An 11,924-nucleotide genomic window follows, 5' to 3' on the forward strand; every position below is an offset into this window, starting at 1 on the left:
CGTGACCGCCGAGAGGCGGTCATTGTTTTCATCCCTTTGTCGCCTCCCGGCTCACCCAACTGGAGAGAGTGACATGCACAACCCCGTTATCCTGACCGGCGACCGTCCCACCGGCAAACTGCACATCGGCCACTACGTCGGCTCGCTGCGCCAGCGCGTGGCCGCCCAGCACCATTACCGCCAGTTCGTGATGATCGCCGATCTGCAGGCGCTGACCGACAACGGCCACAACCCGGCCAAGGTGACCGATCACGTGCTGGAGGTGATGGCCGACTACCTGGCCGCCGGCCTCGATCCGGCCAAAACCACCTTCTGCCTGCAAAGCGCCCTGCCCGCCCTCGCCGAGTTGACGACCTATTACCTCAACCTGGTCAGCGTCGCCCGGCTGGAGCGCAACCCCACCGTCAAGGCGGAGATCCAGCAGAAAGGGTTCGAGCGCAGCCTGCCGGCCGGCTTCCTGATCTATCCGGTCAGCCAGGCCGCCGACATCACCGCCTTTCGCGCCACCCATGTGCCGGTGGGCGAGGATCAGCTGCCCATGTTGGAGCAGACCAACGAGATAGTGCGCCGCTTCAACTCTCTGGTTGGCAAGGAGGTGCTGACCGAGTGCCAGCCCATTCTGAGCGACACCGGCCGCCTGCCCGGCATCGACGGCAAGGCCAAGATGTCCAAGTCCCTCGGCAACACCATAGAGCTCGGCATGTCGAGCGACGAGATCAAGCAGGCGGTGTTCGCCATGTATACCGACCCCAACCACCTCAAGGTGAGCGATCCGGGTCAGGTGGAGGGCAATACGGTGTTCGCCTATCTGGATGCCTTCCACCCCGACAAGGCACTGGTGGCCGAGATGAAGGCCCATTATCAGCGCGGCGGGCTGGGGGACATGCGCTGCAAGCAGGTGCTCAACGACTGCCTGCAGACCCTGCTCGCCCCGATGCGGGAACGGCGCGAGGCGGCCATCGCCGACAAGCGCCAGCTGCTGCGCCTGTTGCAGCAGGGCACCGAGCAGGCGCGCGCCCTGACCGACGAGGTGCTGGCCGAGGTGAAGGGAGCGATGGGGCTCGACTACTTCGCCGGATTGAACTGATCCGCCCCGCGCTGCGCCGGGCTGCCGAGCGCATCCGCGCCGTAGCGCTCGAACGCCAGCCGGTGCAACAGCCCCTTGAACCAGCCGATCGCCTCGTCATGGGCGGTGAGCGGGTGGCCCGCCATCAGATAGACGATGGGGATGGCGGGGTCCAGCTGGTGCAGCCGCAGCGGATAGTAGCGGCAGAAGTGGCGCCCGATCATCTCGGGCACCACCACCAAATAGCGGCCGGTGGCCATCAGCGGCGGCACCGCCATAAAGCTCGGCAGGCGGACACCCAATTCCCGCTCCACCCCGAAGCGGGCCAGCCAGAGATCCACCATGGCCTGGCTGTGACCCCAGCTGGAAGTGTGGATATGAGGCCGGCTGACCAGATCGTCCGGCCCCAGCACGTCCGGCAGCTCGCTGCCAAGGGGCGACAGACAGACCAGCGGGTTGTTGAACCAGGGTTCGCGCCACAGCCGGGGCGAGAGGTGATTGGCATCGGCGAAGCCGATCACCAGATCCAGCTCCCCCTTCTCCAGCTCCCGCTCGTAGTCGCTATTGGCCAGCTCGCACACCTCCAGCCGGCAGTGAGGGGCATGCCGGTGCAACCGCTCCACCAGCGCCGGCACCAGGCCGTGTTCCACCGAGCCCGGGGTGGCGATGCGAAAGATCCGCCTCGCACTGGCGGGGTCGAACCCCTTCGCCTGCCGCAAGCCCTGCTCCAGCATGGCCAGCGCCTGGCGCACCGGGCCAGCCAGCGCCTTGGCGCGCTCGGTCGGCATCATCTCGCGCCGGCTCATCACGAACAGGGGGTCGTCCAGCGCCGTTCGCAGCCGCCCCAGCGCATGACTGACGGTGGACTGGGAGAGGTGCAGCCGCTCGGCGGCACGGGTGACGTTGCGCTCCTGCATCAGCATGTCGAACACGGTGAGCAGGTTGAGGTCGAGGCGGGAAAGGGGCAGTTCCATCGATATTGGCCATGGTTGAATGACGACAATTCATTTTTGGCATAGTAGCAGATTACATAGAATGCGCAGGCGAATTACATCGGAGATTAAAATGCGTAGCTATCTGTTGTTGCTGGCGATTGGCCTGTTGTGGGGCTCCCAGTTCATTTTCATGCATCAGGCCGTCACCGAATTGCCCCCCATCATGGTGGCAGCCGGTCGCGCCTTGTGTGGCAGCCTGACCCTGGGTCTGCTCTGCCTGTTCATGCGTCTCAAGAGCGAGCACACCCCGTGGCGTACCTACATGTTGATCGCCCTGCTCGATGCCACCCTGCCCTTCATCATGGTGGCCTGGGGTCAACAGTATGTGGATAGCGCCATCGCCGCCGTGGTAATGGGTTGTATCCCGTTTGTCACCATCCTGATGGCACCCTTGTTGGTTTCTGGTGAAAAAATCACCAAGGGCGGTCTCGTCTCCGTGATCATCGGCTTCGTCGGCGTACTGGTGCTGTTCTGGCCGAAACTGGCCAGCGGCATGAATGCCGGCCTGCTCGGCGCCATGGCCATCCTGTTCGGTGCCAGCTGCTTCGCCATCGGCCTGCTGATGATCAAGCGCTTCGCCAAGGACCACCCTGTGGTCGTGGCACGCAACATCCTGATCTCCTCGGCCATCCAGCTGCTGCTGGCCGCACCGTTCGTCACCGATCTGAGCGCGCTCACCCTGCCGAGCCAGCAGGCCATCGGCGCCGTCGCGGTGCTCGGGGTGTTCTGTACCGGTCTGGTCTACTTCCTCTACATGGCGCTGATCCAGAAGGCGGGCCCGACCTTCGCCTCCTTCAGCAACTACCTGGTGCCGCTGTTCGGCGTCATGCTGGGTGCCCTGTTCCTCGGCGAGCAGATCCAGTCCACCACAGGTGTGGCACTGGCCCTGATCCTGGGCTCGGTCGCCCTCAACCAGTGGGCCCAGCAGCGCCGCGTCCAGCGGGAGGCTGCCCTATGTCAGGCATCCTGACCACGCTCTGCGGCGGCCTGGTGGTGATCGCCGGCTGGCAGTATCGCCAGCGGCTGGTGGGTCTGCTCGGGCTGTTGATGGTGCTGCTGCCCTGGTTCTTCGACAGCAAGCTGCAAGCCATGCTGAGCTATGCGTTGAGCGCCTGACCTCTGTTTCTGAATGTGTGACGAGAGTGTATCTCTCCTGTTTTTGGGACCGTTTTAAAAAAACCTCCGATTTGTCCCCTCTACCGGCGCTCTGCGCCGGTTTTTTTATGCCCGCCTGGCGGCCTTGCCGTCCCATCACGCCAGATAGCGATAACTCAGTCGCTCGTTCTTGCGCGGACCTGTGATCTGCCAGCCGAGCAGAAAACCGTCCCCGGTCGGCGTCAGCTCGGCGCTGTAGTGATCCTGGCCGCACAGATGGGGTTCGGCGGTGAGCCAGCGACCATCCGTCTGAGGCAGCAGCTCGAACAGCACCACCGGCTGTTCATAGCGCAGATGGGAGAGCCGGATCCCCTGCTCGCCGCGCTGCCACCAGAAACGATTGTGCATGGTCAGCACCCGGCCATGGGGCGTGGTATAGCGACCCGTCTCGACAAACAGCCAGCCGCCCTGGTGATCGGTCACCACCACCTCCCCCTCGCCGCTGCCACTCCAGTCGGTGGCGGAGCCTGCCCCGTTGCTTGCGCTAAAGGCAAATGCTCCGATCTGTGGCAACTGGCGCCATAAACGCTGGATCAAGGCTTCCTTCTCGGCCATCATAGCCCCCTTCAAAATTGACAACTGACGACAAATCAACCACATGAACTACTTGATAGGGGTTACCCTGCTCTGGTCATTCTCCTTCAGCCTGATCGGGGTCTATCTCGCCGGCCAGGTGGATGCCTACTTCTCGGTGCTGACCCGCATCGTGCTCGCCAGCCTGGTGTTCCTGCCCTTCCTGCGCCGCCGCTGGCTGCGGCCCGACCTGGTGGCCAAGCTGATGGCCCTCGGCGCCACCCAGCTCGGCATCATGTATCTGTTCTATTACCACTCCTTCCTGCTGCTGACGGTGCCGGAAGTGCTGGTGTTCACCATCTTCACCCCCATCTACGTCACCTTGATCCACGATCTGCTGGAGCGGCGCTTCAAGCCGGTCTATCTGTGGGGAGCACTGCTGGCGGTGCTGGGGGCGGCCGTCATCCGCTTCGACGGGCTGACCGAAAGCTACGTGCTGGGCTTCCTGGTGGTGCAGGGCGCCAACGTCTGCTTCGCCCTGGGTCAGGTGGGCTACAAGGTACTGCTGGCACGGGAGGAACAGCAACCACCACAACTGGCGGTGTTCGGCTGCTTCTATCTGGGCGCCCTGGCCGTGGCCCTGCCCGCCTGGTGGCTGCTCGGCACACCGCAATACCCCACCAGCGCCCTGCAGTGGGGCATATTGCTGTGGCTGGGGATCGGTGCCTCTGGCCTTGGTTACTTCCTGTGGAACAAGGGGGCGACCCAGGTCAGCAGCGGCGTGCTGGCGATCATGAACAACGCCCTGATCCCGGCAGGTCTTCTGGTCAACCTAGTGCTGTGGGGCAAGGATACCGACCTGCTCAGGCTCAGCCTGGGCGGCCTGCTGATGCTGGCCTCCCTCTGGGTATGCCAGCGTCATGGGGTAAGTGAGCGCTGACTAAAAATCAGCCAACGACTGTGTTGTGCTCCCGTCTGGCCTGACCGTGACAGGTGGCCAGCCGGGCCAGCAGGTGATCGATCTGTTCGCCGGCCTGACTCTGCACCAGCCCGATGCTGACGGTCACCGGCCGTTGCGGCAGTAGGCTGGCATCGGCGATCTCCATCCGCAGTCGCTCGGCAATCTCGAGGCCGCTCAGCCGGTCGATCTGGGATAGCATCAGGATGAAGCCGTCTTCGTCCCAGCGGGCGAAGGGGTCTTCCCGCCGCAGTTCATGGCGCACGATGCGGGCCAGCTTGGCCAGCATGGCGTCGCAGGCTGCCTCGCCAAACAGCTGCTGGATCTTGGCTCTGTGATCGACGGTGAATTGCAGCAGGCTGAAGCTGCCGCTCGCGCTGGCCAGCCGCTCATCGAGCAGCTGTTCGAAGCGGCTGCGGCTCTCCAGCCCGGTGAGGGGATCGGTACCGTGCCGCTCCTCCACCTGTACCGCCTGCGGTTCGAGCAGACGCACCACCCCCAGCACCTGGCCGTGGACATCGCGCCTGGCCCGCTCTTCCAGCCGGACATAGTGGCCATCGTGATGCAGGATGCGGTATTCGAGCCGGATCTGGGCCACCCGCCCACTCTGGCAGGCCAGCTGAGCCTCCTGCAGGCTCCCCAGGTCGTCGGGGTGCACCCGCTCCAGCCAGCCGAGGTCGTCCAGACCTGCTTCGTTCAATCCCAGCAGCCGCAGACAGGAGAGATCCCGCTGCACGCCCTGCTGCGGACTCCAGCTCCAGAGCCCTGCCTCCAGCAAGGCGATGGCATCCGCCATCAGCGCCAGATCAAACCGGGTAATTGCCTCCCTGAGGGGAGCCTTGAGCATGTCCATCGAGCGCCTCGACACCGAATCTGAAGACCTTCTCAATAAGTAACATTGGCTCTCGCGCCGAGCAACAGGGTCAGCTCGCTTTTCCTTGATAGCCGTTCATCAGGGCCTGCCAGTTCTCCGGCACGAAGTGAAAACTGGTATGCAGCTGGGACTCCTTGTTGAAGGAGCGCAGCAAGCGTTCCAGGTTGGCCTGCTGCCAGTTGCCGGGCGAGCGGATGGCCCCCTTGTCGAAGTCGATCACCCACACCTTGCCCTCCTTGTCGAGCAACAGGTTGTGGCTGTTGAGATCGGCGTGATAGACCCCGGCATCGTGCAACCGGCGCACCGTCTGGCCCACCTTGTGCCACACCTCGCCGGCGATCGGCCCCTGCTTGAGCAGGGCGACCAGATCCTTGGCACCGCGAATGCGCTCGATCAGGATGTCGGCGCGATAAAAGGGGCCCTGTTTGGCCATGCGGGCGGCAAACGGGCGTGGCACCGGCAAGCCCTGGGCGCTCAACTTGGCCAGCAGGCTGTATTCGGCCATGGCCCGGCTAGACTCCACCCCCTCGAACCAGAAGCGATCCCGCACCACCTTGCCCACCATGCCGCCGCGATAGTAGTGACGCAGCACCAGGTGGCGCGACTCGTCCTTCACGAACCAGGTCACGCCGCGGCCGATGGAGGTCCCCACCACCTGCCGGTTGTTCTGCCACCAGGCCGGATCAAACAGCTCGGGAGAAGGGTCGCGAAACGCCCCTTCGGCATACCAGCAGATCTGGTTGTGTTCGGTCTGAATTTGCATCTTGGTCATTCCGGTCGGTCATCGCTACGGGTTGGCGCTCAAGGCCAGGGCAACAGGGGCCCGATGGGGCCGGCTGCCAGTCGTGCGCAATTTTACAATCCACAGGGGAGTTTGCATAATGCCATCCATCCATTTTGCCATCGTTGCGCCACATCATGCCGCTGTTCCAAACGCCGCCCTCCTCCATCTGCATCCTGCGGCTCTCCGCCATCGGCGACTGCTGCCACGCGCTGGCGCTGGTGCGCGTCATCCAGCGGGCCTGGCCCCAGACCCGCATCACCTGGATCACCGGCAAGATTGAGGCGACCCTGTTTGCCGATCTGCCCGGGGTCGAGGTCATCCCCTTCGACAAGAGCAAGGGCTGGCGCGGCTACCGCGATCTCTGGCAGGCACTCAAGGGGCGCCAATTCGATGCCCTGTTGCACCTGCAGGCGGCCATGCGGGCCAGCATCGCCACCCTCGGCATCAAGGCCAAGGTCAAGCTCGGGTTTGATCGGGAACGGGCCAGCGACGGCCAGTGGTTGTTCACCAACCACAAGGTGCCATCCCCCGCCTCGCCTCACGTGCTGGACGGTTTCCTCGCCTTCGCCAAAGAGCTCGGCATCCAGGATCTGACCCCGGACTGGCAACTGCCCATCAGCACCGAGCACCAGGCCTGGGCGAAGGAGAAGATTGGCGGCAAGCCGACCCTGCTCATCTGCGCCGCCGCCAGCAAGGCCTTCAAGAACTGGACTGCCGCCGGCTATGCCGCGCTGGCGGATCACGCCGCCAGCAAGGGGTTTCAGGTCTATCTGTGTGGCGGGCCGGCCAAGCTGGAGCGGGAACTGGCTGCCGACATTGCGCGGCTGAGCCGCAGCAAGCCGGTGGATCTGGTGGGGCAGACCAGCCTCAAACAGCTGCTGGCACTGATCAAGGAGGCCAGCCTGGTGCTGGCCCCCGATACCGGTCCGGCTCACATGGCCACCCTGGTGGGTACGCCGGTGCTCGGCCTCTATGCCCATCACAACCCGGATCGTACCGGCCCCTATCTGTGCCGCGACTACGCGGTCAGCGTCTATCAGGAGCTGATTGAGCAGGAGACCGGCAAGCCGCTGGCCGAGCTTGGCTGGCGCACCCGCCTCAAGGATCCGGACGCCATGGGCAAAATCACCAGCGAACGGGTCATCGCCGCCTTCGACCGGCTCTGCGCCGAGCGCCAACTGCCGCGCTGATGATGCGCGCAACTCGGAAATCCCGAAGCCAGCGGCAGGGATAATCTACTGGCCCGCCCCGGCAACGGCAGGCAGAATGAGGGCTGATGTGGGTTACGCTCCCGCAGCAAGCTACGAATACTTTGATCGGCTGGAATATGATTCCGGCCGTTTTTTTATCCGCCGCCTTCTGTTAAAATTTGCCGCCTTTACATCCCTCTTCTTCAAGAATTTTCCGCGTTTCGGATTTGGCTGTCTCCCTTTCGGGCACAAGACGGCGGCCTCTGCTACAACCAAAACACGGGTTTAGATTAAAGGTACAGACATGGCGCAACAAGGCACTCTCTATATCATCTCCTCCCCGAGCGGAGCGGGTAAATCCAGCCTGCTCAATGCCTTGCTGACCAAGCACAACAGCGCAGGCAAGATGCAGCTGTCGGTCTCCCACACCACCCGCGCCACCCGTCCTGGTGAAGAGCACGGGGTGCACTACCACTTCGTCAAGGTGGAAGAGTTCAAGGCGCTGATCGAGCGCGGCGACTTTCTGGAGTGGGCCGAGGTGTTCGGCAACTACTACGGCACCTCCCGTGCCGCCATCGAAGCCTGCCTGGCGCAGGGCATCGACGTCTTCCTCGACATCGACTGGCAGGGAGCCCGCCAGATCCGCGAGCAGATGCCGACCAAGTCCATCTTCATCCTGCCCCCCAGCCGCGAAGAGCTGGAACGTCGCCTGATCGGCCGCGGCCAGGACAGTGCAGAGGTGATCAAGGGCCGGATGGATAAAGCCATTGCCGAAATGGTGCACTACGACGAGTATGACTATGTCATCATCAACGAAGACTTTGAGCAGGCGCTGTTCCAGCTCAGGGCCATCATCGAGTGCCAACGGCTGGAATTGCGCCAGCAGCAGCAGGCCCAACAAAACTTGCTGCAACAGCTACTGGCAGAATAGGCCAAAAACAAGTAAACTTTTGCGTCATTTTTAAACACCGCTTTTTTAAACCGAGAAAGCCCAAACACTGGAGTCCTGCATGGCACGCGTTACTGTAGAAGATGCTGTAAAACAGGTAGGTAACCGTTTTGACCTGGTGCTGGTCGCCGCACGCCGCGCCCGTCAAATCGCGGTTCAAGGCAAAGATCCCCTGGTTGACGAAGAGAACGACAAGCCGACCGTGATCGCCCTGCGTGAGATCGAACTGGGTCTGGTGAACAACCAGGTGATGGACACCCAGGACCGTTACGAGCAGCAAGAGCAGGAAGCCGCCGAGCTGGCTGCCGTTGCCGCCATCGCCGAAGGTCGCGGCTAAGTCAGCTGTTTCCTATAGTCGGCGCCCGCCCGGGTGCCGACTGTTCTCCCCCATTTACAACCGCTCGAAAACCTCGCAAACTCAGGACTATACCCTCTATATCCACGGATTGCCGTTTCACCGCTGCGGGGACTGTCTTGTATTTATTTGAAAACCTTAAAGAAATAGCCAGTTCCTACCTGCCACCCGAGCAGGTGGAGAAGCTCAGGCAAGCCTATGTGGTGGCCCGTGATGCTCACCAGGGACAGATGCGTTCCAGCGGCGAGCCCTACATCACCCACCCGGTTGCCGTTGCCCGCATTCTCGGCGACATGCGCCTCGATCATGAAACCCTGATGGCCGCCGTGCTGCACGACGTCATCGAAGACACTCCTGTCACCAAGGCCGACCTGGCCGAACTGTTTGGCGATGCCGTCGCCGAGCTGGTATCAGGCGTCTCCAAGCTCGACAAGCTGAAGTTTCGCGATCGCAAGGAGGCCCAGGCCGAGAACTTCCGCAAGATGGTGATGGCCATGACCCAGGATATCCGGGTCATCCTGATCAAGCTGGCCGACCGCACCCACAACATGCGCACCCTGGGCTCGCTACGGCCGGACAAGCGCCGCCGCATCGCCCGGGAAACCCTCGAAATCTTCGCCCCCATCGCCAACCGCCTCGGTATTCACACCATGAAGAACGAGCTGGAAGAGCTGGGCTTCGAGGCGCTCTACCCCATGCGCTCGCGGGTGTTGCGCGAATCGGTACGGCGCGCCCGCGGCAACCGCCGCGAGATCATCGACTCCATCCAGAGCGAGATTGAAGGCCGGCTGCGCGAGGCAGGCATCGAATCCCAGGTCAGCGGCCGCGAGAAGAACCTGTTCTCCATCTACAACAAGATGGAGAAAAAAGAGCTGCAATTTCATGAGGTAATGGATATCTACGCCTTTCGCGTGAGGGTGAAGGACATAGATACCTGTTACCGGGTGCTGGGCCAGATGCACAGCCTCTACAAGCCCCGCCCCGGCCGCTTCAAGGATTACATCGCCATCCCCAAGACCAACGGCTATCAGTCGCTGCACACCTCGCTGGTGGGGCCGCACGGGGTGCCGGTGGAAGTGCAGATCCGCACCGAATTCATGGACCAGATGGCCGACAAGGGCGTGGCCGCCCACTGGGCCTACAAGCAGGATGGCGACAGCTCGGGCACCACGGCCCAGATCCGCGCCCAACGCTGGATGCAGAGCCTGCTCGAGCTGCAGCAGAGCGCCGGCAGCTCCTTTGAATTCATCGAGGGGGTCAAGACCGACCTCTTCCCCGACGAGATATACGTGTTTACGCCGGAAGGGCGCATCATGGAGCTGCCCGCCGGGGCCACCCCGGTGGACTTCGCCTACACGGTACACACCGACATCGGCCACGCCTGCGTCGGTTCGCGGGTCGACCGCCACCCCTATCCGCTGAGCAGCCCGCTGCACTCCGGCCAGACGGTGGAGATCATCACGGCGCCGGGGGCCCGCCCGAACGCGGCCTGGCTCAACTTCGTGGTGACCACCAAGGCCCGCTCCAAGATCCGCCAGTTCCTCAAGAACCTGCGCACGGAGGAGTCGGTGGTGCTGGGTCGCCGCCTGCTCAACCATGCACTCGGCGCCAAGAACATTGAAGACATCCCCGAGCCGCGCATCAAGCAGGTGCTGGCCGACACCAAGCACGAGAATCTGCAGGGCCTGCTGGCCGACGTGGGCCTTGGCAACGCCATGAGCGTGATGGTGGCGCGCCGCATGCTCGGGGATGAACTGCCGCCGGAAGAGCAGCCCAAGTCCAGCAGCAAGAAGATGCCGATCAAGGGTGCCGACGGCATGCTGGTCACCTTCGCCAACTGCTGCCGCCCCATCCCGGGGGACGCCATCATCGCCCACATCAGCCCGGGCAAGGGGCTGGTGATCCACCAGGAAGCCTGTCGCAACATCAAGGGCTACAGCAAGGAACCGGACAAGTACCTGCCGGTGCAGTGGGAAGTGGACAAGGAGCAGGAACAGGAGTTCCGTACCGGCATCAGCATCGAGATCGTCAACCACCAGGGCGCCCTGGCGGAGCTGGCCAACGTGATTGCCGCCACCGGTGCCAACATTCACGCCATCAGCACCGAAGAGAAGGATGGCCGGGTCTATCTGGTCACTCTGCTTATCACCACCAAGAGCCGGATCCACCTCGCCAACATCATGCGCAAGATCCGGGTGATGCCGAACGTGCTCAAGGTGAGCCGGCAGAAAAACTGAACACAGGCGGCGCAAGCCGCCTGCTGCTTTTCAAGAGACATGCTGGCCCGGCGCCGGCCCGATTTGACCCTGTGCATGCAAGCGATGCGCGCACCAGCCTCACCCGATAGAAACTGACATGACACCTGAACGCTTCAAACGAATTTCCGACATGCTGGCCCAGCGCCAGCTCGATCTGACCGTCTGCATGGAAGAGGTCCACAAGCCGCACAACCTGGCCGCCATCGTGCGCACCGCCGATGCCATCGGCATCCACCGGGTACACGCGGTCTGGCCCAAGAGCTGGATCCACAAGCGCAAGGGTACCGCCCGCGGCAGCCAGAACTGGGTGGACGTGAAGCTGCACCCGGACATCGGCAGCGCGGTGGCCGAGCTCAAGGCCTCCGGCATGCAGATCCTGGCGACCCACCTCTCCGACAGCTCGGTGGATTTTCGCGCCATCGACTACACCAAACCCACCGCCATCCTGGTGGGTCAGGAGAAGCACGGTATCGGCGAAGAGGCGCTGGCCCTGGCCGATCACCATATCGTCATCCCCATGGTGGGCATGGTGCAGTCCCTCAACGTCTCGGTGGCCGCCGCCGCCATCCTCTACGAGGCCCAGCGCCAACGCGAGCTGGCCGGCTGTTATCAACGCGGCTGCCCCTTAAGTCTGGAAGAGCAGAACAGCATTCTGTTCGAGGGGGGCTATCCCATCTATGCCCAGCTCTGCAAGGAGAAGGAGATGCCCTATCCCCAGCTCGGCCCGGCCGGTGAGATCCTGGCTGACGAGCAGTGGTGGCAGCAGATGCAGCTGACCCGCAAAGGCTGGGCAGCACAGCAAGATGAGCAATTACAGGAGCAATAAT

General features: G+C 63.0%; 13 protein-coding genes. 9 read left to right on the forward strand and 4 right to left on the reverse strand.

What is annotated here, in order from left to right:
• The first annotated feature begins 73 nt into the window (after positions 1-73).
• A complete protein-coding gene (gene trpS, locus CK627_RS03655) occupies positions 74-1,087 on the forward strand; it encodes a tryptophan--tRNA ligase (RefSeq protein WP_010635647.1) in 1,014 nt (337 codons plus the stop codon).
• Here trpS and CK627_RS03660 read toward each other — a convergent pair.
• A complete protein-coding gene (locus tag CK627_RS03660) occupies positions 1,066-2,040 on the reverse strand; it encodes a LysR family transcriptional regulator (RefSeq protein WP_095591711.1) in 975 nt (324 codons plus the stop codon). The two genes, trpS and CK627_RS03660, sit on opposite strands and share 22 nt — an antisense overlap.
• A gap of 91 nt (positions 2,041-2,131) precedes the next feature.
• Here CK627_RS03660 and CK627_RS03665 point away from each other — a divergent pair, with 91 nt between their 5' ends.
• Complete coding sequence (locus CK627_RS03665) at positions 2,132-3,031, forward strand: DMT family transporter (RefSeq protein ID WP_010635645.1); 900 nt, start codon at positions 2,132-2,134, stop codon at positions 3,029-3,031.
• Complete coding sequence (locus CK627_RS03670) at positions 3,016-3,177, forward strand: hypothetical protein (RefSeq protein ID WP_005307030.1); 162 nt, start codon at positions 3,016-3,018, stop codon at positions 3,175-3,177. Before CK627_RS03665 ends, CK627_RS03670 begins: the two co-directional genes overlap by 16 nt.
• A 135-nt stretch (positions 3,178-3,312) precedes the next feature.
• On the opposite strand, the gene CK627_RS03675 is transcribed toward CK627_RS03670, so the two are convergent.
• Positions 3,313-3,771, reverse strand: coding sequence for a DUF6314 family protein (locus tag CK627_RS03675; RefSeq protein WP_054543767.1), 459 nt, complete (start codon positions 3,769-3,771; stop codon positions 3,313-3,315).
• Between the two features lie 43 nt (positions 3,772-3,814).
• Here CK627_RS03675 and CK627_RS03680 point away from each other — a divergent pair, with 43 nt between their 5' ends.
• Positions 3,815-4,669: a DMT family transporter gene (locus CK627_RS03680; protein ID WP_025202468.1), complete on the forward strand. Its 855-nt coding sequence runs from the start codon at positions 3,815-3,817 to the stop codon at positions 4,667-4,669.
• A 7-nt stretch (positions 4,670-4,676) separates the two neighbouring features.
• Here CK627_RS03680 and CK627_RS03685 read toward each other — a convergent pair whose 3' ends face one another.
• Complete coding sequence (locus CK627_RS03685) at positions 4,677-5,540, reverse strand: GGDEF domain-containing protein (protein WP_167385261.1); 864 nt, start codon at positions 5,538-5,540, stop codon at positions 4,677-4,679.
• Between the two features lie 70 nt (positions 5,541-5,610).
• Positions 5,611-6,324 carry a 3-deoxy-D-manno-octulosonic acid kinase gene (locus CK627_RS03690; protein ID WP_026139294.1) on the reverse strand — a complete coding sequence of 238 codons (714 nt, stop codon included), beginning with the start codon at positions 6,322-6,324 and terminating at the stop codon, positions 5,611-5,613.
• Between the two features lie 155 nt (positions 6,325-6,479).
• Here CK627_RS03690 and CK627_RS03695 point away from each other — a divergent pair, with 155 nt between their 5' ends.
• The 5 genes from CK627_RS03695 to trmH all read left to right on the forward strand — a co-directional run bounded on the left by CK627_RS03695 (position 6,480) and on the right by trmH (position 11,923).
• Positions 6,480-7,535, forward strand: a complete 1,056-nt coding sequence (locus CK627_RS03695; protein WP_095593450.1) for a glycosyltransferase family 9 protein — start codon at positions 6,480-6,482, stop codon at positions 7,533-7,535.
• Between the two features lie 304 nt (positions 7,536-7,839).
• The gene (gene gmk / locus CK627_RS03705) at positions 7,840-8,466 is read left to right on the forward strand and encodes a guanylate kinase (protein WP_010635638.1); all 627 of its coding nucleotides are present in this window, start codon (positions 7,840-7,842) and stop codon (positions 8,464-8,466) included.
• Positions 8,467-8,545: 79 nt separating this feature from the next.
• Complete coding sequence (gene rpoZ / locus CK627_RS03710; RefSeq protein WP_005307060.1) at positions 8,546-8,821, forward strand: DNA-directed RNA polymerase subunit omega; 276 nt, start codon at positions 8,546-8,548, stop codon at positions 8,819-8,821.
• Positions 8,822-8,958: 137 nt separating this feature from the next.
• Complete coding sequence (gene spoT / locus CK627_RS03715) at positions 8,959-11,076, forward strand: bifunctional GTP diphosphokinase/guanosine-3',5'-bis pyrophosphate 3'-pyrophosphohydrolase (protein WP_005307064.1); 2,118 nt, start codon at positions 8,959-8,961, stop codon at positions 11,074-11,076.
• A gap of 118 nt (positions 11,077-11,194) precedes the next feature.
• On the forward strand, positions 11,195-11,923 hold the full coding sequence (trmH, locus tag CK627_RS03720) for a tRNA (guanosine(18)-2'-O)-methyltransferase TrmH (protein ID WP_017780340.1): 729 nt from the start codon (positions 11,195-11,197) through the stop codon (positions 11,921-11,923).
• The last annotated feature ends 1 nt before the right edge of the window (position 11,924 follow it).

The organism is Aeromonas dhakensis (assembly GCF_002285935.1).
Classification (GTDB): domain Bacteria; phylum Pseudomonadota; class Gammaproteobacteria; order Enterobacterales; family Aeromonadaceae; genus Aeromonas; species Aeromonas dhakensis.